Raw genomic sequence first — 23,688 nt, 5'->3', positions numbered from 1 at the left:
AGGACGACCTCACCACCCGCCTCCGGCCGGTGATCGAATGGGGACGGCCCCGCCACCCGTTGCCCTGGAGATCGCCATGTCCTGGATCATCCTGTTTTTCGCCGGCCTGTTCGAAGTGGGCTGGGCCGTTGGTCTGAAATACACCGAAGGCTTCAGCAAGCCGCTTCCCACGGTCCTCACGGCGCTCGCCATGCTGGTCAGCCTGGGCCTGCTCGGCCTGGCCATGAAGCACCTGCCGCTGGGCACCGCCTATGCCGTCTGGACCGGGGTCGGCGCGGTCGGCACGGTAATCGCCGGGATCATCCTGTTCGGCGAATCCATGGCATTGCTGCGCCTGGCCAGCGTCGCGCTGATCGTCTGCGGACTGGTCGGCCTCAAGCTGAGCCATTAGACATCCATCGAATATGCTCCGAGGGGTATCGCTTTCCGCAGTTTTATCGCGTACTCTGCGACCACTGTGCTTGCTTGGGTCACAGTGAATCGTGACCTGGTGTGGTAGATCTCGGTCCGCTCATCGCCTCGGCTCCTCGTACTCTTTGCAACTCAGTACCTACCGGCTCGGATATTTCCGTCGCCGCAATCAACTTTGTTTCAGGAGTTACACCATGTCGAATCGTCAGAACGGCACCGTAAAATGGTTCAACGACGCCAAAGGCTTCGGTTTCATCACCCCGGAAAGCGGTAACGACCTGTTCGTTCACTTCCGTTCCATCCAGGGCACCGGCTTCAAGAGCCTGCAGGAAGGCCAGAAGGTTTCCTTCGTGGTCGTCAACGGCCAGAAAGGCCTGCAAGCCGACGAAGTACAAGTTGTCTAACTTGTAGTTCGCCAAAAAAAGCCCCGGCATCGCCGGGGCTTTTTCGTTTCTGCGGATCGATCAGCGAGCTTCGCCGCGCAAGCTCGTCACCCGCGCCTGCAGGTCGAGGCGCTCCACCGCCTCCGGCGCCACCGATTCGCCGGCCACCAGGCTTACCCGCGACCACAGTCGGCGGAAGAAGCCCTTGTTCGGGTCGCGGCTGAAGAAGCTGCCCCACAGCCCCTGCAGCGCCATGGGGATCACCGGAACCGGGGTTTCCTCGATGATCCGCTCGATCCCGGCGCGGAACTCGTTCATCTCGCCGTCGGCGGTCAGCTTGCCTTCAGGGAAGATGCACACCAGCTCCCCGTCCCTCAGGTAGTCGGCGATGCGCTGGAAGGCGCGTTCGTAGATCCCTTCGTCCTCGTGGCGCGCCGCTATGGGCACCGCGCCGGCGGTGCGGAAGACGAAGTTGAGCACCGGCAGCGAGAAGATCCTGTAGTACATGACGAAGCGCACCGGCCGCCGGATCGAGCCGGCGATCAGCAGCGCGTCCACGTACGAGACGTGGTTGCACACCAGCACCGCCGCTCCCTCGTCCGGGATCGCCTCCAGGTTCACATGCCGGACCCGGTACATGGTGTGGCTGAGCAGCCAGACCAGGAAGCGCATGGTGAATTCCGGGACGATCTTGAAGATGTACACGTTCACCGCGACGTTCATCAGCGACAGGGCGAGGAACAGCTGCGGGATCGACAGCTTGGCGACGCTGAGGAAGAGGATCGAGACCAGCGCAGCGGCGACCATGAACAGGGCGTTGAGGATGTTGTTGGCGGCGATCACCCGGGCCCGCTTGTCCTCGTCGGTGCGCGCCTGGATCAGGGCGTACAGCGGTACGATATAGAAGCCGCCGAAAATGCCGATGAACAGGATGTCGGCCAGCACCGCCCAGGTCTCATGGTGGCGCAGCACCGCCAGCCAGTCGTAGGGCGCCTCGCCTGGGGGAATGCCGCCGGCGTGCCACCAGAGGAGGATGCCGAAGACGGTCAGGCCGATCGAGCCGAACGGCACCAGGCCGATCTCCACCTTGCGACCGGAAAGCTTCTCGCACAGCATCGAGCCCAGCGCGATGCCCACCGAGAACACGGTGAGGATCAGGGTCACCACGCTTTCGTCGCCGTGCAGCCATTCCTTGGCGAAGGTCGGGATCTGCGTCAGGTAGACCGCGCCGAGGAACCAGAACCAGGAGTTGCCCACCAGCGAGCGCGAGACCGCCGGGCGCTGGCCGAGCCCCAGGCGGAGGATGCTCCAGGACTGGGCGAAGATGTTCCAGTCGAGCTTCAACCCCGGCAGCGCCGCCGCCGCTCGCGGAATGCCGCGGCTGGCCAGGTAGCCGCAGGCGGCCACCAGCACCACCGCGGTGGCCACCGCCGCCGCGTAATGCGCATGGGACATCAGCACGCCGGCGCCGATGGTGCCGGCCAGGATCGCCAGGAAGGTGCCCATCTCCACCAGCGCGTTGCCGCCGACCAGTTCGTCCTCGTGCAGGTGCTGGGGCAGGATCGAATACTTCACCGGGCCAAATAGCGCCGAGTGGGTGCCCATGGCGAACAGCGCGACGAACATCAGCGGCAGGCTGCCGAAGACGAAGCCGGCAGCGCCGACCAGCATGATGCCTACCTCGGCCAGCTTCAGCGCGCGCATCAGCGCGTCCTTGTTGTACTTCTCGCCGAACTGTCCGCCCAGTGCCGAGAACAGGAAGAACGGCAGGATGAACAGCAGTGCGCAGAGGTTGACCAGCAGGCTGCGGTCGCCGCTGACGCTGAGGTGATAGAGGATGGCGAGGATCAGCGACTGCTTGAAGATGTTGTCGTTGAAGGCGCCGAGCAGCTGGGTGATGAAGAACGGCAGGAAACGCCGCTTGCCCAGCAGGGCGAATTGCGAATGTTGGGTCATCGTCCTTGTTACCTTGCGTGGCCGCCGAAAGGAAGCCCGTCATCGATTGGACTGCATGGACCGCGGATCAGGCCACAGCGTTCCGATGGAAATTCCGCGCCCATCATAGAACAGGCGTCCGCGTTACCGCAGGACGCCTGTCGTCGGACGATGCGCCAAGTCGCATCCGAATATTCAGAAACCGACGCTGGCCTGCATGAACAGCGTTCGCGGCTGACCCACGTAGATTCCCGAATTGTTGTCGCTGGAGCGGGTGAAATACTGCTTGTCGAACAGGTTCTTCACCCCGAGTCCGAGCTTCAGGTTCGACGCCTGCGGGCCGAAGTCGTAGCCGACGCGGGCATTCCAGGTCACGTAGCCGGGAATGTCGCCGTACTGGCCGTCGGCGCTGGGCTCGGTGATGTAGTTGTGGGTGAAGTTGCCCTGGCTGTCGGTGCTCAGCCCTGGCGCGCGCTGCATGGACTGGGCGAAGGCGTCGAGGTTGTAGGTCCAGCGGTCGACCTCGTAGCGCACCCCGGCGGTGGCCACCTGGCGCGAGTAGAGCGGCAGGTCGCGCCCCTTGAAGGAGGGAATGTCGCCTTCGTAGGTGGCACGGGTATAGGTGAGGCTGCCGTAGACCGACAGGCCGTCCAGGCGCGGATCGAGAGCGGCGAAGTCATAGTGGCCGGAAGTCTCGATGCCCTGGTGCTTGGTGGCGCCGAGGTTGGTCCAGCCGACGTCGTTGCTGACGTACTGCAGCTCGTCGTCGAAGTCGATGTAGAACAGCGTGATCTCGCCGCCCCAACTGCCGTTGTCGTAGCGCGTGCCCAGTTCGTAGGTCTTGGCCTTCTCCGGCTCCAGGCCGGCGGCGGTATCGTTGCCGCTGCCGCCCTGGCCGAGCTGGAAGTACTGCAGGCTGCCGAACGATTCGGAGTAGTTGGCGAACAGCTTCCACTCGTCGCTCAAGTGATACATCAGGCTCAGCGCCGGCAGCGGTTCGTTGTAGTCCTTGCTGCGCTTCTTCTCCTGCACCGGCTTGCCGTTCAGACCGAGCACCGGGCGGTCGCGCCAGTCGCTGTCGATCTTCTCGAAGCGGATGCCGGGGGTGATGGTCCAGTTGCCGACATCGATCTTGTCGTCGATGTAGAAGGCGCTGGCCTCGGTACCGCCGGTACGGTCCTGGTAGGTATGGCCGTCCGAGCCGGGACGCACGGTCGGCACATTGTCGACCAGGGCCAGCTGGCTGGCGCGCTCGTTCATCGCTTCCTTCAGGTAGCGGTAGCCGATGCCGACCTCCTGGGTGGTCGGGCCGGCGAAGAAGATCCGCGAGACCCGCGGCTCCACCGCGAACACATGGTAGTCGCGCGGGTACGAGGTGATGGTCCTGAGGTTGCGCGCGGCGATGCTGCTGCCGCGGAAACTGTCGCTGTAGTAGGTGAGCACCTCGAACTGGGTGAGGTCGTCGACCTGGCGGGTGTACTTCAGCGAGAAGTCCTTGCGCCGACCACGGAAATTGTCCCAGTCGCGTACCGACTGGAAGGGATCGTCGTCGTACTGCGCCTGGGTCAGGCCGCCCGGCATATCGGCGTAGGCGTCGTAGTAGTGGAAGTTGGCCGCCAACTGGTCGCTGTCGGTGAGCTGCCAATGGGTCTTGAGCAGCACGTCGTCGATATCGTTGTCGTTGTTGCCGTCGCGGTAGTCGGCGCCCTTCACCCCGGAATACAGCAGCGCCACGCCCAGGCCGTTGTCGGCGGTCCCGCCGAGGAACGCCTGGTTGAGCTTCTTCCAGCCGCCGTGGCCGGCATGCTCGATGGTGGTGCCGATTTCGCCGGAGAACTTCTCCGGAATCGCCCGGGTCACGAAGTTGATCACCCCGCCGACGTTCTGCGGGCCGTAGCGCACCGAGCCGGCGCCGCGCACGACGTCGATACTCTCCAGGTTGCCGATGGACAGCGGCATCATCGACAGCTGCGGCTGGCCGTAGGGCGCCACCGCCGCCGGCACGCCGTCGATCATCACCGTCGAGCGCGGCGACAGGCGTGAAGTCAGGCCACGCACCCCGACGTTCAGGGAGATGTCGCTGCCGCCGGTACCGTTGTTGTCCTGCACTTGCACGCCGGGCACCTTGCGCAGCACGTCGCGGACGTTCTGCGCACCGCTCTCGAGCATTTCCCGACGACGCACCACGCTGCGCGCGCCGGGATGGTTCTGCACCACCGCCTGGTCGGCTTCGCCCAGCCAGTCGCCGACCACGGTGACCGTGCCCAGCTCCTTGGCTTCCTCTTCGGCCTGCGCCGCCTGCATGGACACACCCAGCGCGATGGCGACGGCCAGGCGCGACAACGAACTCACGGACGACATCGAGGCTCCCCCAGGGACGCAGGAAAAAGTGGGGCGCAAAATTACGGCAAATCGTAAAGAACGTAAATACAAATGATTTGCAAATGTGAGCTTGACTTATTCGTATGTCGTCAAGGACGAGCGCGCGCAGGCCGAGCGGTATTCACCCGGTGCCACCCCGTAGGCCTGCTTGAACTGGCGACCGAGGTGGCTCTGGTCGGCGAAGCCCAGCTCCAGGGCCACCTCCAGCGGCGCCCGGCCGCTCTTGAGCAGTGCCCTGGCCTGCTCCAGGCGGCGCTGTCTGAGCCAGGCGTGGGGCGGCATGCCGGTGGCGCGACGGAAGACCCGGGCAAAATGGAACGGGGACAGATTGACCGCCGCCGCCAGTTCCTCCAGCGAAGGCGGATCGAGCAACCGCGCCGCCAGCAGTTCGCGGGCGCGGGCCACCGCCAACGGCTCCTGCCCGGCCTTCGGCGCTTCTGGCAGGCGGGCGTGGCGACGGAACAGGGCGAGCATCGTCTCGCGCCAGCGGGTCTGGGTTTCCAGGCTGCCGGCATGCTCGGCCAGCAGGCGGTGCAAGTGGACGAAGGCGCGTGCCAGGGGCTGGTCGTGGATCACGCTGTCGGCGAAACGCGGCACGCCGCCATGATGGATTTCCAGCTCGTCGAGAATCCCGTCGATCTGTTCCATTTCCGGGTAGTAGCCGCGATAGAGCCAACCGGCATCATGGGCCTTGGAGCCGGTGTGCACTTCGTCGGGGTTGATCAGCACCATGCTGCCCAGCGGGGCCAGGTGCTCGCCGCCACGATGGCGGAAGCGCTGCGCGCCCTGCTCGATGATGACCAGGGCGAAGCTGCTGTGCACGTGCGGCGCGAAGCGCTGCTCCACATAGCGCGCGTGCAGCAGTTCGACGCCGCCCAGTTCGGCGGCGCGCCAGAAATGCGTGTGTTCTCCGCTCGTCTCGTCCGGCACTGCCGTCTCCTCGTTCGCCCGTCCGGACGGGCCGCCCAGCATACCGCAGGAGCGACGGAACCGGCTTCAGCCGGTGAAGCTGGCTTCCAGCGCCGCCTTGACCTGCGGCCATTCGTGGTCGGTGATGCTGTAGACGAAGGTGTCGTCTAGCCGCCCGCCGGCCAGCCGCCGGTGGTTGCGCAGCACGCCCTCGCGCTGCGCGCCGAGCTTGTCGATGGCGCCCTGGGCGCGCAGGTTGCTCGCCGCCGTGCTGAGCTGCACGCGGACCATGCGCAGGTTGTCGAAGGCATGCTTGAGCATCAGGTACTTGATCATGCGGTTCAGGCCGCTGCCGTGCTGGGCCTGGTCGAGCCAGGTCCAGCCGATCTCGCAGGCCGGCAAGGCGGGAAGGAACTCGGCGAAGCGCGTGGTCCCGACCAGTTGCACACCGAGGCGGACGGCGAGCGGCAACGCCCTGCCCTCGCGCTGCTCGGCGAGGCTCTGGCGGTACCAGTCCGGCCGCGTCGGTCCGTCCATGTACTGCAGCGCCTCGCGGTTGGCTTCGGCGAGGCTCACCAGCTCGGGAATGTCCGCTTCCACCAGCGGCTCGAGACGCAAGGCTCCGCGCTGCAGGGTGATCGGTAGCGGCTTGAACATGGGCGCCCTCCTCGACATCGACGCAAAACTCCGCTCCCATCAGAGCGTAGCGGCCGCGTTTAGTGCCGCAGCCGAAACCGGCTACGATGAACGGACAGCCGGCCGCCGGGGCCGTCCGCGCTCACGCAGCCCGGCACGCTACCAACTCCGCGCGTCCGGCTCAAGCATGCGTGCGACCTTGGTCGCAGGCGGCCTGACGCGCGGGCCGACAAGTGCGAAACTGGCGCGAAAGCAAGACCCCCGCCTCACGCCAGCTTCACGCGGGGACATCATCGGAGTTCGCATGTCGCTGTCCATCGGGCTGATCGCCGTGGTCGCCCTGGTCTACATGGCCATCCTGTTCGCCATCGCCTTCTATGGCGACCGTCGCCGCACCCCGCTCTCACCCCGCCTGCGCGCCTGGGTCTACAGCCTCTCCCTGGCAGTGTACTGCACCAGCTGGACCTTCTTCGGCGCGGTCGGCCAGGCCACCGACCAGCTCTGGTCGTTCCTGCCGATCTACCTCGGACCGGTGTTGCTGATGCTGTTCGCGCCCTGGGTGCTGCAGAAGATGATCATGATCAGCAAGCAGGAGAACATCACCTCCATCGCCGACTTCATCGCCGCCCGCTACGGCAAGTCGCAGGCACTGGCGGTGGTGGTGGCGCTGATCTGCATGGTCGGCGTGCTGCCCTACATCGCCCTGCAACTGAAAGGTATCGTCCTCGGGGTGAACCTGCTGATCGGCTCCGGCGCCGACTCCACCGGTACCCGCGCCCAGGACACGGCGCTGATCGTGTCGCTGGTGCTGGCGCTGTTCACCATCGTCTTCGGTACCCGCAGCCTGGATGTCACCGAACACCACCGCGGCATGGTCCTGGCCATCGCCTTCGAGTCGCTGGTCAAGCTCACCGCCTTCCTCGCCGTGGGCATCTTCGTCACCTTCGGCCTCTACGACGGCTTCGCCGATCTCTTCTCCCAGGCCCGCGCCGCGCCGCAGTTGGCCGACTACTGGGAAGAGACCGTGCACTGGCCGGCGATGCTGCTGCAGACCGGCGTGGCGATGACCGCGATCATGTGCCTGCCGCGGCAATTCCACGTCACCGTGGTGGAGAACATCGAGCCGCGCGACCTCAACCTGGCGCGCTGGGTGTTCCCCATCTACCTGGTGCTGGCCGCGTTGTTCGTGGTGCCGATCGCCCTCGCCGGCCAATTGCACCTGCCCGCCGGGGTAATGCCGGACTCCTTCGTCATCAGCCTGCCGCTGGCCGAGGCGCACCCGGCGCTGGCCCTGCTGGCATTCATTGGCGGCGCCTCGGCCGCCACCGGAATGGTCATCGTCGCCAGCGTCGCGCTGTCGACCATGGTCTCCAACGACATGCTCCTGCCGTGGCTGCTGCGACGCCGGGAAAAGGACACCGAACGGCCCTTCGAGGCCTTCCGTCACTGGCTGCTGACCGTACGCCGGGTGAGCATCGCGGTGATCCTGCTGCTCGCCTACGTGGCCTACCGCCTGCTCGGCTCCAGCGCCAGCCTGGCGACCATCGGCCAGATCGCCTTCGCCGCCATCGCCCAGCTCGGCCCGGCGATGATCGGCGCGCTGTACTGGAAACAGGCCAACCGCCGCGGGGTCTTCGCCGGCCTCGCCGCCGGCTCGCTGCTGTGGGCCTATACGCTGGTCCTGCCGGTGGTGGCCAAGGGCCTCGGCTGGCCGCTGGAGCGCATCCCCGGCCTGACCTGGCTGGCAAGCAATCCCTTCGGCCTGCCGATCGAGCCGCTGACCCAGGGCGTGCTGATCTCGCTGGTCGGCAACTTCGCCCTGTTCGGCCTGGTCTCGGTGCTCTCGCGCACCCGCGTGTCCGAGCACTGGCAGGCCAGCCGCTTCATCGGCCAGGAGATCTCCCAGCGGCAGAACTCGCGCTTCATGCTCGCGGTGCAGGTGGAAGACCTGCTGATGCTCGCCGCGCGTTTCGTCGGCGAGGAACGCGCGCGGCAAAGCTTCATCCGCTTCGCCTACCGCCAGGGCAAGGGCTTCACCCCGAACCAGACCGCCAACAACGAGTGGATCGCGCACACCGAGCGCCTGCTCGCCGGGGTCCTCGGCGCGTCCTCGGCGCGGGCGGTGGTGAAGGCCGCCATCGAAGGGCGCGAGATGCAGGTGGAGGACGTGGTGCGGATCGCCGACGAAGCCTCCGAGGTGCTGCAATTCAACCGCGCCCTGCTGCAGGGCGCGATCGAGAACATTACCCAGGGCATCAGCGTGGTCGACCAGTCGCTGCGCCTGGTGGCCTGGAACCACCGCTACCTGGAGCTGTTCGAGTACCCGGACGGGCTGATCTACGTCGGCCGGCCGATCGCCGACATCATCCGCTACAACGCCGATCGCGGCCTGTGCGGGCCCGGCGATCCGGACATGCACGTGGCCAAGCGCCTGTACTGGATGCGCCAGGGCACTCCGCACACCTCCGAGCGGCTGTTCCCCAACGGCCGGGTCATCGAGCTGATCGGCAACCCGATGCCCGGCGGCGGCTTCGTCATGAGCTTCACCGATATCACCGCCTACCGCGAGGCCGAACAGGGCCTCAAGGGCGCCAACGAGTCGCTGGAACAGCGGGTCCAGGAGCGTACCCAGGAACTCTCGCAGTTGAACCAGGAACTCAGCGAGGCGAAGAGCAACGCCGAGGCCGCCAACCAGTCGAAGACCCGCTTCCTCGCCGCCGTCAGCCACGACCTGATGCAGCCGCTGAACGCCGCGCGGCTGTTCTCCGCCGCCCTCGCCCACCAGGACGCGCTGCCCGGCGAGGTCCGCGACCTGGTGCAGCACCTCGACTCGTCGCTGCGTTCCGCCGAGGACCTGATCACCGACCTGCTGGACATCTCGCGCCTGGAAAGCGGCCGGGTCAGCGCCGAACGCAACCCGTTCCCGCTTAACAACCTCTACGATGCCCTCGGCGTCGAGTTCAAGGCGCTGGCCCAGGAACAGGGCCTGCATTTCCGCCTGCGCGGCAGCCAGCTGCGGGTGGACAGCGACATCAAGCTGCTGCGGCGCATCCTGCAGAACTTCCTGACCAACGCTTTCCGCTACGCCAAGGGCCACGTGCTGCTCGGCGTCCGCCGCGAGGACGGCTACCTGCGCCTGGAGGTCTGGGACCAGGGGCCGGGCATCCCACCGGACAAGCAGAAAGTCATCTTCGAAGAGTTCAAGCGCCTGGACAGCCACCAGACCCGCGCGGAGAAAGGCCTCGGTCTCGGCCTGGCGATCGCCGACCGGCTCTGCAAGGTCCTCGGCCATCCGCTGGAAGTACGTTCCTGGCCGGGCAAGGGCAGCGTCTTCAGCGTCCGCGTACCGCTGGCGCGGCAGGCGCCGCCGGCCCTGGCCAACGGCCACAAGGCCGAACCGGCGCAGGCGCTGAACGGCGCCCAGGTGCTCTGCGTGGACAACGAGGACAGCATCCTCGCCGGCATGAACAGCCTGCTCAGCCGCTGGGGCTGCCAGGTCTGGACCGCGCGCAGCCGCGAGGAATGCGCCACGCTGCTGGACAGCGAGATGCGCCCGCAACTGGCGTTGATCGACTATCACCTGGACGACGGCGAGACCGGTACGCAATTGATGGCCTGGCTGCGCACGCGCCTGGGCGAGCCGGTGCCGGGGGTGGTGATCAGCGCCGACGCGCGGCCGGAACTGGTGGCGGAGATCCACGCCGCCGGCCTCGACTACCTGTCCAAGCCGGTCAAGCCGGCCGCGTTGCGGGCCCTGCTCAGCCGCCATCTGAGCCTGCGCTGAGCGGGCCTCAGTGACGGCGGATCAGCAGCGCACGGATCTGCTGCGCGGTTTCGCCGTCGACTTCCGCGAGCATCCGCACCTTGCCGGCTACCAGCGCCGCCAGCGGCGCTCCGTCTCGATAGAGCAGGCGGTTGCCGGTCACCGCCGGCACCCGTTCGCCGGGTAGCAGGCCGCCGACCAGGTTCAACGGATCGACTGCCGACACCACCAGCATCGCCCCATCCGGCGGTCGCTTGCGCACCTCGCGCAACAGGCCGACCGCTTCCGCCAAGGCGAACTGCTCGCCGGCCAGGCCGGCGATGAAGCGCCCGCCGCGAATCTCGCCGCGCGCTTCCAGGCGATGGTAGACGCGCAGCAACTCGCGCCACGGCGGCAGCCAGTCAGCCTCGCGCTCCAGCAGGCGCCAGGCGACCACCCCATAGCGCCGCAGCAAGGTCCGGGCGACATGTTCGAGAACCTCCGCCGGCAAACGCTGCCCCGCCTCTTCCGCCTTCGCCCGGCGCAGCGGCGCCCAGCGCCCGGCGTCCTGCATGCCGCCCGGCAGGCCGCGCGAGCGGCGCTCCTGGCGGCTGCGCTTGTCCGCCGGCATCAGCAGGGTGCGCAGCCCGGCGAAGCTGTCGGCGTTGACCCGGCCGACCGAGACCAGCTCGCCGAGGGCGTTCTCCAGCTCGCTGCGCAGCAGGTGGGCATCCTGGCTCAGTTCGTCGAAGAACGATGCACCCTGCTCGCGCAGCACCTCCAGTACCCTGGCCGCGCGCGGCGACAGTTCCGGCTCCGGCGCGTCGCGCTGCAGGACGCTCCAGAGCCCCAGCTCGCGGCGCGGCAGGAGCACGATCGGCGCGCTGCGCAGCGGACCGCCGGCGGCCTTGCTGCGTCCGGCCAGGCGCGCCCATACGATGCGTCCGGAACGGCACAGCTGGTCCAGCCAATGGCTGGCGTAGTCGGCCACCCGCGCTGCCAGCAGTTCGCTTTCCCAGGCGGCCGCCGCGGCCTGGAAGCCTTCCAGTTGCTCGACCACCGTAGCCAGGGACTCCGCTCCCCGGCCACGGGTGCCCGGCGCCAGGCGCTGCCAGTCGAACAGGAAGCGCATGAAATCGGCGCGCTGCACCGGCTCGATTTCCCGGCGCAGGCGCTTCACCGTATAGCGATGGATGCGCGCCAGCAGATGGCGTTCGCACCACTCCTCTTCCGTCGCGCCAGGACTGAAGCGGCCACGCAGCACATAGCCTTCGCGCTCCAGGGCGCCCAACGCGTACTGCTGGTCGGCCAGGCCGATGCCCAGGTCGGCCGCCAACTGCCCGGCCGTGCGCGGCCCGAAGCCACCCAGGCGGGCGCGGGTCAGCTCCACGGTCGCCGCTTCCGCCGAGTCCAGCGGCGGATAGCCGCGAGGCGCCTGGAAAGCGTCGGGCACCTTCGCCGCGGGATGCACCAGGCGCATCGCCGGCAGGCGCTCCGCCGCCAGCCAGAGAGTGCTGCCTGCGCAGTCCAGGCGTCCGGCGCGGCGTTGCTCCGACAGTTGCGCAAGCCATTCCCCCCAGCCCGGATTGGCCTCGGCCTCGCCCGAGGTGAGGAAGCCCAGGCTGTTCAGCGCCTCATGCATCTCGTCGGCGTTGCGCGCTTCCGGCCAGGCCTCGCCACGCACCGCCTCGATCGCCTCAAGGTCCAGGGCGCCGAGGTCGTCGGCGGACTCGGGATCGCTCCAGCGGCGATTCTGTACCGCCTGGGTACGCCGCTCTTCCAGCGGCGCATCGTCGAGATAGGCGTAGGGACGCGCGGTGAGTATCTCCGCCGCCAACGCCGAAGGCGCCGGCAGGTCGCGCGCCAGCAAGTCCACCGCCCCGCTCTCCATGTCGCGCAGCAGGGCCAGCCAGCCGTCGCAATCCATCGCCTCGTGCAGGCAGTCGTCGAGGGTCTGCGCCACCAGCGGGTGATCGGGCACCTCGCGCTCGCCGACGATATTCTCCAGGCACGCCACCTGGTCGGGGAACACGCTGGCCAGCAGATCCTCGCTCTTCATCCGCAGCAGTTGCGGCGGCACCTTGCGACCGCCGGCATAGCGCGGCAAACCGAGCGAGGTGGTCAGGTTCCAGCGCCAGCGCACGCCGAACAGCGGCGCGTCGAGCACGGCCTGTACCAACAGGTGCTCGGCGCTCGCCGAATGCAGGTAGCGCCAGACCTCGTCGAGGGGAAAGCTGTGGCTGGTGGACAGCGAGAGGATGATCGCGTCTTCGGTGGCCGCCGCCTGCAGCTCGAAGTTGAAGCTGCGGCAGAAACGCTTGCGCAGCGCCAGGCCCCAGGCGCGGTTGAGGCGGCTGCCGTGGGGACTGTGGATGATCAGTTGCATGCCGCCGGATTCGTCGAAGAAGCGTTCCATCACCAGCCGCCGGCTCCCGGGCAGGCCACCCAGGGCCTGGCGGGCGCGGGCCAGGTACTCGACGATCTGCCGCGCGGCGCCATCGTCCAGCCCGAGGGTGGCGCCGAGCCAGGCGATGGCTGGCTCCAGCCGCTGCCCTTCCGGCAATGCCTGGCCTTCGCCGAGCAGCTCGTCGAGGGTGTCGCGCAGGCGCGCCACGCTGGCCGACAGCTCGTCGCTGCGCCCCGGCGCCTCACCCAGCCAGAACGGAATGTTCGGCGGCTGGCCCTGGGCGTCCTCGACCCGTACCCGTCCCGGCTCGATGCGGATGATCCGGTACGAGGTGTTGCCCAGCTGGAACACATCGCCGGCCAGGCTCTCCACCGCGAAATCTTCGTTGACCGTCCCCACCAGCAGGCCCTGCGGCTCCAGCAGCACGCTGTAGTCGCCGGTATCGGGAATGGTCCCGCCCGAGGTCAGCGCGGTCAGCCGCGCGCCACGGCGGCCACGGAGCAGGCCGTTGAGCGCATCGCGATGGAGATAGGCGCCGCGCACGCCGAGGCGTGAGTGGTAGCCCTCGGCAAGCATCCGCAGGACTTCGTCGAAGCGCTCGCGCTCCAGCCCGGCGTAGGGTTCGGCGCGGATCACCAGCCGATAGAGGTCGTCCTCGCGCCACTCCTGGCAGGCCACTTCGGCGACGATCTGCTGCGCCAGCACGTCCAGCGGCTGGCGTGGCAGCACCAGGCTGTCCAGCTCGCCACGGCGCACGCTGTCGAGCAGCGCCGCGCATTCCACCAGGTCGTCGCGGGAGGTCGGGAACAACCGGCCCTTGGGGGTGCCGCCGACACTGTGCCCGGAACGCCCGACCCGTTGCAGGAAGGCGGCGATGGAGCGCGGCGACGACAACTGGCAGACCAACTCGACGTCGCCGATATCGATGCCCAGCTCCAGCGAGGCGGTCGCCACCAGTACCTTCAATTGCCCGGCCTTGAGGCGCTGCTCGGCATCCAGGCGCAGCTCCTTGGCCAGGCTGCCGTGGTGGGCCGCCACCTGGCGGCTGCCGAGGCGTTCGGCGAGGAAGCGGGTGACCCGCTCGGCCATGCGCCGGGTGTTGACGAACACCAGGGTGGTGCGGTGCTCGCCGGCCAGGTGCGCCAGGCGGTCGTAGACCAGCTCCCAGGTGTCGTTGGACATCACCGCTTCCAGCGCCACCGGCGGTACCTCGATGCCCAGGTCGCGGGGGCGCGTATAGCCGATGTCGACGATCCGGCAGGCCGGATCGCGCGGATTGCCGCTGGCGCCGACGAGGAAGCGCGCGACCTTCTCGATCGGTTTCTGCGTGGCGGACAGCCCGATCCGCAGCAGCGGTCGCGGACACAGCGCCTGCAGGCGCTCCAGCGACAGCGCCAGGTGGCTGCCGCGCTTGCTGCCGGCCAGGGCATGGATCTCGTCGACGATCACGCTGCGCACCCCGGCAAGCATCTGCCGGCCCGACTCCGAGCCGAGCAGGATGTACAGCGATTCGGGCGTGGTGACCAGGATGTGCGGCGGGCGCTTGCGCATCGATCCGCGCTCGACCTGCGGCGTATCGCCGGTGCGCACCGCGCTACGGATATCGACGTCGGGCAGGCCGAGACGCGCCAGTTCCTCGCGGATGCCAGCCAGCGGTTGCTCCAGGTTGATGCGGATGTCGTTGGACAGCGCTTTCAGCGGCGAGACATAGACCACCTGGGTGGCATCCGCCAACTCGCCGCCGGCGGCCAGCCCCTCCACCACCAAGGCATCGATGGCGGCGAGGAAGGCGGTCAGGGTCTTGCCCGAACCGGTGGGCGCGGCGACCAGGGTCGAAAGCCCCTCGCGGATCGCCGGCCAGGCCTCCACCTGCGCCGGCGTGGGCGCGGCGAAGTGGCGTTCGAACCACTGGCGGACGACGGGATGGAACTCCGCCAGGGGCCGCGGAGCCGGCTCGGCGCGGCGGGCGGAAGAGGATGAAATAGGCATCATGCTTCGCACTATGGTGGCGCCGCGGGCGACTCACAAGCCCCGCCGATCGCCCGTCGGGCGCAGTTTCAGAGCCCGGCGACGAAACGGTCGAAGCGCTCGGCGTGCAGCGCTTCGCTGCCGTTCTCCTCGAGCAGCCGGCGAGCCTCGGCGGCCTTCGGCGTCTCGCCGCCGATCAGGCCGAGCAGGCGCTCGCCGCGCGGCGTGAGGACGAAGTTCTCGCCATTGCCGCCCTGCTCTTCCGGACGCGGCTCGATGAAGCCGCCCTCCAGCAGGATCGCCTCGTAGTCGGCGGCCTTCTGCTTCAACGCATCCATGTCGCCGACCCGCTGCCCGGCCTGGGAGCGTTCCTCGGCCAGGCGTTCGGCATGGGCGCGCGGGGCGAAGTTCTCATGGGCGGACTGCCGGACCTCCAGCAGCAACCGTTCGACCAGATCCCAATCGTGAGTCATGGCATACCTCCTGCGGCATAAGCAACGAGGGTCCTTCGCACCCTCTCTATGCGTGCGACCCGCAACCCGCCGCGAGGGTTCGAATCGGTCGCCGTCCGGCGTTGCGGCTGAACTTTGTCGGCTCGACCGGGCTCCACCGCTCAGGACCACCCCACAGGAGTACGCCATGAAACCGCTTTTCGCCCTCGCCAGCGCCTGCGCCTTGCTGGTCGCCACGCCGGTCTTCGCCTGTTCCGAAGCGGAGGCGGAAAAGATGGGCAGGGAAGTCGCCACCAAGGTCGCCTCGATCACCCAGAAGAACCCGCAACGGGCCAGGGAACTCAACGAGCAGTTGCGCCAGCGCCAGGAAGCCCGCTCGGAACAGAACCGGCCGAGCGATTGCGATGCCTACGCGCAGATGCTCAAGGAACTGGATCAGGAAAAAGGTGACGTACAGCGCAACACTTCGCAGTGATCCGCCGGTTCGGGGTGCGGCGGCCCGGGACGGCGGGGTCCGGCGCCCGTGACGGGCGCGCCACCCACCCCGCCTGAGTCACTGAGACAGGCGCGGGCCGAACAGCACGACGCTGGCACCGACCACGCACAAGGCCACGCCCAGCCAGTCGCTCCATAGCGGCCGCGAGCGCTCGACAAAAGCCAGCCAGAACAGCGACGCGGCGACGTAGATGCCGCCATAGGCGGCATAGGCGCGGCCGGCGTAGCTGGCCTCCACGCGGGTCAGCAGCAAGGCGAACAGGGTCAGGCTGAGCAGGCCGGGCAGCACCCACAGGGCGCTCTTGCCCAGCCGCAGCCAGAGATAGAAAGCGTAGCAGCCGGCGATCTCGCAGAACGCCGCGAGGACGAACCAGAAGTAGTTGATCACCGCCGCCCGCCCTCCCGCTCCCAGGCGCAGCGGACCTGCAGGTCGCTCTCCTGGGGGGTATGGAAGCCACGCTCGGACTCCCAGCGGAAGGTATGGCTGCCGTTCACTTCGGTCTCCAGGTGGACCACCGCGCTGGCCCAGTAGAGGCGCCTGAGCAACGCCTCGAACTGCTCGACCCACAGGCTCCACTCGTATTCGATGGCCTGGTAGCTGGCACCGAAGTGGATGATCTGGGTCTGGTAGAGCCCGGCCCCGGACTGCTCGCAGCGGCTGAACATCTCGCGTCCGAGGAACGGCCAGGCCTCGCCGCCCGGCAGGCTGTCCAGCACGCGGCGGTTGGCGGCACGACGCATGCGCCGCTCCATCGAATCGCCCGGCCAGTCGCGGATGCAGCCATAGACGATGGATTCAGACTCCACAGGGGTACTCCAGAACAGAACGGACTCGCAGAGGCAGCCTTCTAGCACAGGGCGCGAGGCCGGAAAAGCAAAAAGCCTCGCAAATGAGCGAGGCTTCTTGTGGGGTCCAACGTACTTCGGCAGGCAGGCCGGTGACTCAAGCTACTCGATCGCACCGCCTTGGGCAAGCACTATCTGCGCCGCACCGCAATGGTGCAAAGCCGCGCCCCTGCTGGCCTGCAGCCATTTCCACTCAGGCCTGGCGCTGACGCTTGGCCTGCATCTTGCCGGCCATCGCGGTCATCTCGTCATAGATCGCCTGGGGATTCTGCTGCTTGATCCTCCAGGCCATCCGCGCCTGCTCGTGGGGCAGGATCAGGAAACTGCCCTTGGCCACTTCGGCGTGGATGTAGTCGGCGATGTCGGCGGCGCTGATCGGCGAACTCTCCAGCAACTTGCCGACCTGGTGCTTCATCTCGGGGCTCGGGCCGCGGAAAGAGTCCAGCAGGTTGGTCTGGAAGAACGAAGGACAGACCACATGGACGCCGACCTCGACCAGCGCCAGCTCTACCAGCAGGCTTTCCGAAAGCGCCACCACCCCGGCCTTGGCCACGTTGTAGTTGCTCATCGCCGGGCCCTGCATCAACGCCGCCATCGAGGCGATGTTGACGATCTTGCCCTTGCTTCGCTCCAGCAACGGCAGGAAGGCCTTGCAGCCCTTGACCACGCCCATCAGGTTGATCGCGATCTGCCAGTCCCAGTCCTCCAGGGACAACTCGCCGAAGAAGCCGCCGGAGGCCACCCCGGCGTTGTTGACGATGACGTCGATGCCGCCGAACTTCTCCTCGCAGCTCTGCGCCAGCGCGGTCAGTTGACTGTAGTCGCGTACGTCGCAACGCTGGGTGAAGCCATCGCCACCCGCCTCGCGCACCAGTTTCAGGCTTTCCGCCAGGCCGGCCTCGTTGACGTCGGCCAGCGCCAGGCGCCAGCCGTCACGCGCCCAGCGCAGGGCGATTTCGCGCCCCAGCCCGGAGCCGGCACCGGTGATCATCATGCGGTTTTGCATAGGGGGTCCTGCCTTCCTGTTCGTGTGATGAAGGCCAGTGTAACCAAGGGTTTCAGCGCCCTCCGGCTAAATCAGGAAGCTGAATGCCTCGGGCAAACCCGGACATGCCGGGCCGCGCGAGGGGCTCAGGCGAGCAGCAGGACGCAGAGCTTGCCCAGGACCAGGGCGATGCCGCAGGAAACCAGCAGGTAGGAGGCGCCATCGAGACGCCGGCGGTACAACTGGGCGAAGGAACCCACGTGATGCTGCAGGACGAACATTCCCAGTGCCACCAGGATCGCCGGGATCAGGAAGACGAATTGCCAGAAGTGTTCGACCGCCAGCGTCGCTTCGCCGTCGTCCGCGAGCAGCAGGGCGCCCCCCAGCAACTGGCCCAGCAACAGCAGCCCCCCGACGCCAATACAGGCACGTCCCCAGCCGATCATCAGTCCCTCCCAGAGCGTTTCCGAGGGACCAGCATAGCCAGATGCCGCCATGCGATCTGTGCCCTGGGTCAAGCTGGGCGGCCCGCCCGGACATCCACCAGGCAATTTCATGACGCGGGTAACATCCTGCGGAAACGAGCCCCGCCCGCCGGACGGGGCCCGAGCGCCTCAGAACACGTACTGCAGGCGCATCACCAGGCCATCGCCGCTATCGTCGCCGTTGGCATTGCTGATCTTGTCGGTCTTCGCCTTGACGTAGTTGGCGGAAACCTTCACCGCCTCGTTGGCGTACCAGTTGACGCCCAGGGTATGGGTCTTGCCCTTGGCGTCGCCGACCTCGCGGGTGGCGCTGTCGACGACGATGTTGTCATCCTCGACCTTGATCGAGTCGTAGCGGTAGAACAGCTCCCAGGCGCCGATTTCCTTGTTCTCCGGCTTGATGGTGTCGAACTTGGCGCCGTCCAGCTTGTAGAGGCGCGGCTCGCCGGTGAGGGTGTAGGCCAGTTGCGCGTAATAGCCGGAGGCCTTGAGATCCTCGCGGTCGCGCTCGGCCTTGACCGTGCGCCGCAGGTACTCGGCCTGGGCCGAGAAGGCACCCAGCGCCCAGGCGCCTTCCAGGCCCCAGACCGAGTCGTCCTTCCACAGCCCCTCGACTGCCGAACTGCCGCCGAACAGACCGCGGTTGCCATTGCTGCCGGCATCGTTGCCGCCATTGGTGGAGACGCCGCGCATGCCCATGCGCGGGCGGATCCGGGTATCCACCGCGCTGTCCTCCAGGTCGCGATAGGCGTATTGCAGGCCCAGGTGCACCACGTTGCCCGGCTCGTGCAGCGGCGCGAACACGCCGCGCAGGTTGTAGCGCTTGACGCTGTCGCCGTCGGTATCGTTGTTGTTCTCGCTGAACACGCTGCCCGAGAGGAAAGCCATGCCGCCCACCACCGAGCTGGCCTGGATACCGGTACCGACGTTGTCGTTGACCCAGTCGGCGATGTCGTAGGTGAGGTTGCGCTCCAGCGCGGTGACCCATTTGGAGCTGGTGGCCTTTTCCAGGCCGAAGTCGGTGTAGAAGCGGCCGAACTTCAGGTTGACCGGGTTGAAGCCGGTATAGGTGACCGAAGCTTCGTCAAAGTAGCCGGCGCTGTCGTTGCCGACGTTGCGCGACAGGTCGTAGTTGATCTGGTACTTCCAGTCCCGGTAGACGGTGCCGCCGAACTCCAGGTAGGCGCGGCGGAAGTAGGCGGCATCGGCGGTATTGCCGTTGTTCGTGTAGTAGCCGTCGAAGCGGCCGTAGTCGGCCTGCAGGCGGCCGCCGAGCTTGAAGCTGAATTCCTTGTCGGTGGTGGCGACTTCGAGGCCGCCCTTGGTCTTGATCACGATGTCGGCACCGTCGGTGGTCACGGTCCCGGCCAGGCTCTGCGCGGAAATCGCCAGGCCCAGCAAACTCCAGGCAACACTGCTCCCCACCCCTTTGCACGAGTGTCTGCGAATCATCAGGTAAGTCCCCTGTTCGGATTTCGAATGGTCTTGAGCAGCGCGGAAACGGCCGGTTCTGTCGCCGGCCGGCGCTGCTGGAGGGGGATCATCTGGATGGGTTGTGACAGCGAGACTGCAAAGCGCGAAAGCTTTTGTGACAGGCAGCCGGATAGCGCCTGGATGAGGCCGTCGGATAAGGGCGCAGGCCTAGAGGCATCAGGTCCGGGCGACAGATGTAACAGTTTATTTCATATATTGCGGCAACCTTGCGAAGATTGCATGACTGCAATGAAAATCAAGAGTTTCTGCCGATAACCGTCTGGCTTTCGGATATTCCTGCCAGTACCTGCGGGTGGACCTGTAACGAAAGAAAGACCCGGTTGCAGGCTGCCAACATCGCCACAACCGGGTAAGGAAGCGATTAAAAAGACCTCGCCGGAGCGAGGCCGAAAACAGGAGCAGATCGTTGTCGCTTCTTAGAACACGTACTGCAAACGGGTCACGAAGCCGTCGCCGTCATCGTCGCCATTGTTGTTGGTGATCTTGTCGGTCTTCGCCTTGACGTAGGCCGCGCTGATCTTCACCGCATCGTTGACGTACCAGTTCACGCCCAGGTTGTGGGCCTTGGCCTTGGTGTCGCCGACTTCGCGAGTGGCGGTATCGGCGACCACGTTGTCGTCTTCCACCTTGATGTTGTCGTAGCGGTAGAACACTTCCCAGGCGCCGATTTCCTTGTTTTCCGGCTTGACGGAGTCGAACTTGGCACCTTCCAGCTTGTACTGGCGGGACTCGCCGGTCAGGGTGTAGGCCAGTTGCGCGTAGTAACCCTTGGCCTTGATGTCCTTGTAGGCGTTGTCATCGGCCTTCAGCTTGCGTGCCAGGTATTCGGCCTGGGCCGAGAACGGGCCCATCGCCCAGGCGCCTTCCAGGCCCCAGACGCTGTCGTCCTTGTAGGAACCGGCCGGCGAGTTGGAGACGCCGCCGAAGGTCGCGCGGTTGCCGTTGTCACCGGCGTCGTTGCCGCCGCTGGTGGCGATGCCGCGCATGCCCAGGCGCGGACGGATGCGCGAGTCGAAGGCGGTGTCGTCGAGGTCGCGGTAGGCATAGTTCACGCCGACATGCAGAACATTGCCGGCTTCGTGCATCGGCGCGAACACGCCGCGGAAGTTGAACTGCTTGACGCTGTCGCCGTCGCTGTCGTCGGCGTCCTTGGCGGATACGCCGGCGGACAGGTAGGCCATGTCGGCGAGGGTCGAGTTGACCTGGGCGCCCATGCCGTCCTGGTGGGTGTTGATCCAGTCGGCCAGTTCGTAGGCGGCGTTACGCTCGGGAGCGGTCACCCACTTGGAGCTGGTGGCCTTTTCCAGGCCGAAGTCGGGGTCGAAGCGACCGAACTTCAGGTTGACCGGGTTGAAGCCGGTGTAGGTGACCGAAGCTTCGTCGAAATAGCCGTTGTCGGAGCTGCCGGTGTTGTGCGACAGGTCGAAGTTGATCTGGTATTTCCAGTCCTTGTATGCGGTGCCGCCGAGTTCGATGAAGGCGCGGCGGAAGTAGGCGGCGTCGGCGGTGTTGCCATTCTTGGTATAGAAACCGTCGAAACGGCTGTAGTCGGCCTGCAGGCGACCGCCCAGCTTGAAGCTGAATTCCTTGTCGGTGGTGGCGACTTCGAGGCCGCCCTTGGTCTTGATCACGATATCGGCGCCGTCGGTGGTCACGGTGCCGGCGAACGCCTGGGCAGATACGGCCAGAGCCAGAGCGCTGGCAACGAAGCCGAGCGAGTGCTTACGGATCATCGAAGATTTCCCCTTAATGGTGTGTGCATTGGCAACACGCGAGTGCCTGGCTACAGCGCGCCCCTTGTTCCGCGCTGGCCGTAAGGCGGCCCCTTTGTGTTGGGGGGAATCTTGGCGATGGCAGATTGCAGCCAAATTGCATGGAGATAAATGTTTCATTACAGAGGAACTTTTTATCTCCAATGCGAATAACGCGAAAAGCCCTCTACTACGGGCCTTTCGGGTTATTCGATATGGGTAGAAATCTCAGCGCAATTTTTGAGCAATCCAGAAGTCAGCAGAAAGCCACTTGCCGGCGCCGCCGAAGAACAGCGCGAGCAACATCACCAGGTAGGTCGCGGCGAACTCGATGCCGTTGTTGACGATGGCGAAGCTTCCGCTCGACGTCAGCCAGTCGTAGTTGCCGTATTCGCGCAGGATTTCCCGGGCCCGCGCCAGCTTCTCGCCGGCCTCCAGCACCTGGGCGTTGGCGAACGGCGCGGACGGATCGGCGATCGCCTGCCAGCCGTTCGGCCAGTGCACGGCGAAGATCGCTACCAGCATGGTCACCATCAGCGGCAGGCTGATCCAGCGCACGGCCAGGCCGCACAACAGCAGCACGGCGCCACCGGCCTCGCTCAGCGCGGCGAGCCAGGCCAGCAGTTCGGGAAACGGCAGGCCGAGTCCCCAGTCGGGATTGCCGAACCACTCGATGGTGGCCGGCATGTCCGCCAGCTTCTGGCAGCCGGCCATCCAGAACACCGGCGCCAGGTACAGGCGTAGCGCCAGCGGGGCGAGGAAATCCGCTCGACGGGTGACGTCGAGGGCATGCTGTAAACGCAGGAAGACAGTCTTCATCATCACTCCAGAGCGCCCTCGCCCATGAGGATGCCCTGGGCGTGCCAGTCCTCCAGCAAGGCGAAGGCATTTTCGAAATACTCCACGTCGGCGCTCAGGCCGCAGCTTCCGGCCAACTCGCGCAACAACGGCAGCAGCGCCACCGGCGCCTCGCCCTCCTCGCTCAGGCGCTGCGCGAGGCGATAGGCGAATGGCGACAGGTGCAGGAAGCGCACCCGCTCCGCCGGATCGCGCCAGACCAGCAGGCAGGTCGGCTCGGCCGGCGGCTCCATCGGCCGATGGCTCGGCCCCAGGCGATGGACCGGCCAGCGATAGGCCAGCGGCCAGGCCAGTGGCGACCACGACCAGGCCTGCGGCAGCGTCTCGACAGGCGCCTCGGCCAGCGACAGGGCCAGCTCGACCCACTCGTAGTGAGCCAGCTCCAGCAGGAAGGGCGGATCGCCCTCCTCCGCGCGGTAGCCGTCCTGCAGCCAGCCGATGAACTCCTCGCCCAATTGGCTGAAGTACGGTGTGCGGCAGCGATGCTCGCGCATGAAGGCACGCACCAGGCGATGCCAGCGCGGCTCGTCGAACAACTGGCGCAGGACCGGGAAACCGCTACTGATGAAACCGTCCAGGTTGTTGAAGAACAGTTCCTCGTAGATCGCCATCCGCTCCGTCGCGATGCCGGGCGGCAAGGCCTGCTGCGGATCGCGGATACGTGCGGCGAAACGCCGTTGCAAGGTCGTGTGGTTCATGTGCCGTACCCCAGGCTGCGCAGTTGCGCTTCACCGCTGCGCCGCTGCAGCTCGCGGATGCGATCGGTTTCGGCATACAGCTCGCTCAGTGGCGGGAGGTTGAAATCGCGCTCCAGCAGCGTCGGGCGTTCGCCATGGCAGGCATAGGCATGTGCCAGCAGTTCCCAGACCGGATCGCAGACCGGCGCGCCATGGGTGTCGATCTTCAGGCTGGCGCCCTGTTCGTCGTGCCCGGCCATGTGCAGGTAGGCGATCCTCCGGCTGGGCATCGCGGCGATGTAGGCGTGTGCGTCGAAACCGAAGTTGCAGGCGTTGACGTAGACGTTGTTGACGTCCAGCAGCAATTGGCAATCGGCTTCCTCCAGTACCGCGCGGACGAAATCGACCTCTTCCAGCTCGCCCGGCAAGCGCGCATACGCCGAGACGTTCTCGACGATCAACGGCCGCTCGAGGACGTCCTGTACCACCCGGACCCGTTCGGCGACCCGGCGCACCGATTCGTCGCTGAACGGTAGCGGCATCAGGTCGTAGAGCTGGCCGTCGTCGGCGCAGGCCGACAGGTGCTCGCTGTAGGCACGGATGTCATGCTGCTCGATGAAACCCTTGATCGCGCGCAGCAACGACATGTCCAGCGGGGCGTAGCCACCGAGGTTGAGAGACAGACCATGGCAGAGGAACGGCAGGCGCTCGGTCAGCTCGCGGAACTGGCGGCCGAGACGGCCGCCGATGCCGATCCAGTTCTCCGGAGCGACCTCGAGGAAGTCGACCCGGACCCCATCGCCGGCGCCGAGCGGCTCCAGCAGCGCGCGACGCAGGCCTAGCCCGGCGCCGCTGACGAATTCCCGTTGCAT

Annotated in this window: 19 protein-coding genes; 4 read left to right on the top strand and 15 right to left on the bottom strand. The window is 66.6% G+C overall.

Going from position 1 to position 23,688, the window contains the following annotated elements:
• Window positions 1-76: 76 nt before the first annotated feature.
• Both sugE and ACI766_RS08540 read left to right on the top strand, forming a co-directional pair.
• On the top strand, window positions 77-391 hold the full coding sequence (gene sugE / locus ACI766_RS08545; RefSeq protein ID WP_023087138.1) for a quaternary ammonium compound efflux SMR transporter SugE: 315 nt from the start codon (window positions 77-79) through the stop codon (window positions 389-391).
• Between the two features lie 214 nt (window positions 392-605).
• Complete coding sequence (locus tag ACI766_RS08540; RefSeq protein WP_003115568.1) at window positions 606-815, top strand: cold-shock protein; 210 nt, start codon at window positions 606-608, stop codon at window positions 813-815.
• A 60-nt stretch (window positions 816-875) separates the two neighbouring features.
• Here ACI766_RS08540 and ACI766_RS08535 read toward each other — a convergent pair whose 3' ends face one another.
• From ACI766_RS08535 to ACI766_RS08520, 4 genes are all read right to left on the bottom strand, one after another.
• The gene (locus tag ACI766_RS08535; RefSeq protein WP_003117607.1) at window positions 876-2,750 is read right to left on the bottom strand and encodes an MFS transporter; all 1,875 of its coding nucleotides are present in this window, start codon (window positions 2,748-2,750) and stop codon (window positions 876-878) included.
• A 174-nt stretch (window positions 2,751-2,924) separates the two neighbouring features.
• Entirely contained in the window at window positions 2,925-5,090 is a 2,166-nt protein-coding gene (locus tag ACI766_RS08530; protein ID WP_003115567.1) for a TonB-dependent receptor family protein, read from the bottom strand.
• A gap of 96 nt (window positions 5,091-5,186) precedes the next feature.
• Window positions 5,187-6,041: an AraC family transcriptional regulator gene (locus ACI766_RS08525; RefSeq protein ID WP_003091607.1), complete on the bottom strand. Its 855-nt coding sequence runs from the start codon at window positions 6,039-6,041 to the stop codon at window positions 5,187-5,189.
• 66 nt (window positions 6,042-6,107) lie between these two features.
• Window positions 6,108-6,695 (bottom strand): GNAT family N-acetyltransferase, encoded by a 588-nt coding sequence (locus ACI766_RS08520; protein WP_003119682.1) that lies wholly within the window; start codon window positions 6,693-6,695, stop codon window positions 6,108-6,110.
• A gap of 265 nt (window positions 6,696-6,960) precedes the next feature.
• Here ACI766_RS08520 and ACI766_RS08515 point away from each other — a divergent pair, with 265 nt between their 5' ends.
• Window positions 6,961-10,440, top strand: a complete 3,480-nt coding sequence (locus ACI766_RS08515) for a PAS domain-containing hybrid sensor histidine kinase/response regulator (protein WP_003117605.1) — start codon at window positions 6,961-6,963, stop codon at window positions 10,438-10,440.
• A 7-nt stretch (window positions 10,441-10,447) separates the two neighbouring features.
• Here the strand turns inward: ACI766_RS08515 and ACI766_RS08510 are convergent, their stop codons facing one another.
• Both ACI766_RS08510 and ACI766_RS08505 read right to left on the bottom strand, forming a co-directional pair.
• Window positions 10,448-14,794 carry a DEAD/DEAH box helicase gene (locus ACI766_RS08510; RefSeq protein ID WP_023121985.1) on the bottom strand — a complete coding sequence of 1,449 codons (4,347 nt, stop codon included), beginning with the start codon at window positions 14,792-14,794 and terminating at the stop codon, window positions 10,448-10,450.
• A gap of 68 nt (window positions 14,795-14,862) precedes the next feature.
• Window positions 14,863-15,246 (bottom strand): hypothetical protein, encoded by a 384-nt coding sequence (locus ACI766_RS08505; RefSeq protein ID WP_003091614.1) that lies wholly within the window; start codon window positions 15,244-15,246, stop codon window positions 14,863-14,865.
• A gap of 166 nt (window positions 15,247-15,412) precedes the next feature.
• Between ACI766_RS08505 and ACI766_RS08500 the strand changes: the two genes are divergently transcribed.
• Window positions 15,413-15,700, top strand: a complete 288-nt coding sequence (locus ACI766_RS08500) for a hypothetical protein (RefSeq protein ID WP_412828496.1) — start codon at window positions 15,413-15,415, stop codon at window positions 15,698-15,700.
• Window positions 15,701-15,778: 78 nt separating this feature from the next.
• Here ACI766_RS08500 and ACI766_RS08495 read toward each other — a convergent pair whose 3' ends face one another.
• From ACI766_RS08495 to ACI766_RS08455, 9 genes are all read right to left on the bottom strand, one after another.
• Window positions 15,779-16,108: a YnfA family protein gene (locus ACI766_RS08495; RefSeq protein WP_003111657.1), complete on the bottom strand. Its 330-nt coding sequence runs from the start codon at window positions 16,106-16,108 to the stop codon at window positions 15,779-15,781.
• Window positions 16,105-16,527 carry a hypothetical protein gene (locus tag ACI766_RS08490; protein ID WP_003091617.1) on the bottom strand — a complete coding sequence of 141 codons (423 nt, stop codon included), beginning with the start codon at window positions 16,525-16,527 and terminating at the stop codon, window positions 16,105-16,107. Before ACI766_RS08490 ends, ACI766_RS08495 begins: the two co-directional genes overlap by 4 nt.
• Window positions 16,528-16,759: 232 nt before the next feature.
• Window positions 16,760-17,572 carry an SDR family oxidoreductase gene (locus tag ACI766_RS08485; protein WP_003091619.1) on the bottom strand — a complete coding sequence of 271 codons (813 nt, stop codon included), beginning with the start codon at window positions 17,570-17,572 and terminating at the stop codon, window positions 16,760-16,762.
• 125 nt (window positions 17,573-17,697) lie between these two features.
• Window positions 17,698-17,997, bottom strand: coding sequence for a hypothetical protein (locus tag ACI766_RS08480; RefSeq protein WP_003091621.1), 300 nt, complete (start codon window positions 17,995-17,997; stop codon window positions 17,698-17,700).
• 168 nt (window positions 17,998-18,165) lie between these two features.
• Window positions 18,166-19,488, bottom strand: coding sequence for an outer membrane porin OprP (gene oprP / locus ACI766_RS08475; RefSeq protein WP_003122437.1), 1,323 nt, complete (start codon window positions 19,486-19,488; stop codon window positions 18,166-18,168).
• Window positions 19,489-19,946: 458 nt separating this feature from the next.
• The gene (gene oprO, locus ACI766_RS08470; protein WP_003104423.1) at window positions 19,947-21,263 is read right to left on the bottom strand and encodes an outer membrane porin OprO; all 1,317 of its coding nucleotides are present in this window, start codon (window positions 21,261-21,263) and stop codon (window positions 19,947-19,949) included.
• A gap of 246 nt (window positions 21,264-21,509) precedes the next feature.
• The gene (locus tag ACI766_RS08465) at window positions 21,510-22,100 is read right to left on the bottom strand and encodes a DoxX family protein (protein WP_003119673.1); all 591 of its coding nucleotides are present in this window, start codon (window positions 22,098-22,100) and stop codon (window positions 21,510-21,512) included.
• A 2-nt stretch (window positions 22,101-22,102) separates the two neighbouring features.
• Window positions 22,103-22,837, bottom strand: a complete 735-nt coding sequence (locus tag ACI766_RS08460; protein ID WP_003114075.1) for a DUF2063 domain-containing protein — start codon at window positions 22,835-22,837, stop codon at window positions 22,103-22,105.
• The gene (locus ACI766_RS08455; RefSeq protein ID WP_003114074.1) at window positions 22,834-23,688 is read right to left on the bottom strand and encodes a DUF692 domain-containing protein; all 855 of its coding nucleotides are present in this window, start codon (window positions 23,686-23,688) and stop codon (window positions 22,834-22,836) included. The genes ACI766_RS08460 and ACI766_RS08455 overlap by 4 nt, the downstream gene beginning before the upstream one ends.

This window comes from Pseudomonas sp. DL, from assembly GCF_047199225.1.
GTDB lineage: Bacteria > Pseudomonadota > Gammaproteobacteria > Pseudomonadales > Pseudomonadaceae > Pseudomonas > Pseudomonas aeruginosa.
This window is presented reverse-complemented; position numbering and strand designations above follow the sequence as displayed.

Coding starts and splice junctions, on each gene's coding strand:
- ACI766_RS08520 (WP_003119682.1), bottom strand. CDS start 6,695: ATGTCGAGGAGGGCGCCCATGTTCAAGCCGCTACCGATCACCCTGCAG.
- ACI766_RS08510 (WP_023121985.1), bottom strand. CDS start 14,794: ATGCCTATTTCATCCTCTTCCGCCCGCCGCGCCGAGCCGGCTCCGCGG.
- ACI766_RS08500 (WP_412828496.1), top strand. CDS start 15,413: ATGAAACCGCTTTTCGCCCTCGCCAGCGCCTGCGCCTTGCTGGTCGCC.
- sugE (WP_023087138.1), top strand. CDS start 77: ATGTCCTGGATCATCCTGTTTTTCGCCGGCCTGTTCGAAGTGGGCTGG.
- ACI766_RS08485 (WP_003091619.1), bottom strand. CDS start 17,572: ATGCAAAACCGCATGATGATCACCGGTGCCGGCTCCGGGCTGGGGCGC.
- ACI766_RS08535 (WP_003117607.1), bottom strand. CDS start 2,750: ATGACCCAACATTCGCAATTCGCCCTGCTGGGCAAGCGGCGTTTCCTG.
- ACI766_RS08455 (WP_003114074.1), bottom strand. CDS start 23,688: ATGCAACGGGAATTCGTCAGCGGCGCCGGGCTAGGCCTGCGTCGCGCG.
- oprO (WP_003104423.1), bottom strand. CDS start 21,263: ATGATCCGTAAGCACTCGCTCGGCTTCGTTGCCAGCGCTCTGGCTCTG.
- ACI766_RS08460 (WP_003114075.1), bottom strand. CDS start 22,837: ATGAACCACACGACCTTGCAACGGCGTTTCGCCGCACGTATCCGCGAT.
- ACI766_RS08540 (WP_003115568.1), top strand. CDS start 606: ATGTCGAATCGTCAGAACGGCACCGTAAAATGGTTCAACGACGCCAAA.
- ACI766_RS08465 (WP_003119673.1), bottom strand. CDS start 22,100: ATGAAGACTGTCTTCCTGCGTTTACAGCATGCCCTCGACGTCACCCGT.
- ACI766_RS08505 (WP_003091614.1), bottom strand. CDS start 15,246: ATGACTCACGATTGGGATCTGGTCGAACGGTTGCTGCTGGAGGTCCGG.
- oprP (WP_003122437.1), bottom strand. CDS start 19,488: ATGATTCGCAGACACTCGTGCAAAGGGGTGGGGAGCAGTGTTGCCTGG.
- ACI766_RS08515 (WP_003117605.1), top strand. CDS start 6,961: ATGTCGCTGTCCATCGGGCTGATCGCCGTGGTCGCCCTGGTCTACATG.
- ACI766_RS08530 (WP_003115567.1), bottom strand. CDS start 5,090: ATGTCGTCCGTGAGTTCGTTGTCGCGCCTGGCCGTCGCCATCGCGCTG.
- ACI766_RS08480 (WP_003091621.1), bottom strand. CDS start 17,997: ATGATCGGCTGGGGACGTGCCTGTATTGGCGTCGGGGGGCTGCTGTTG.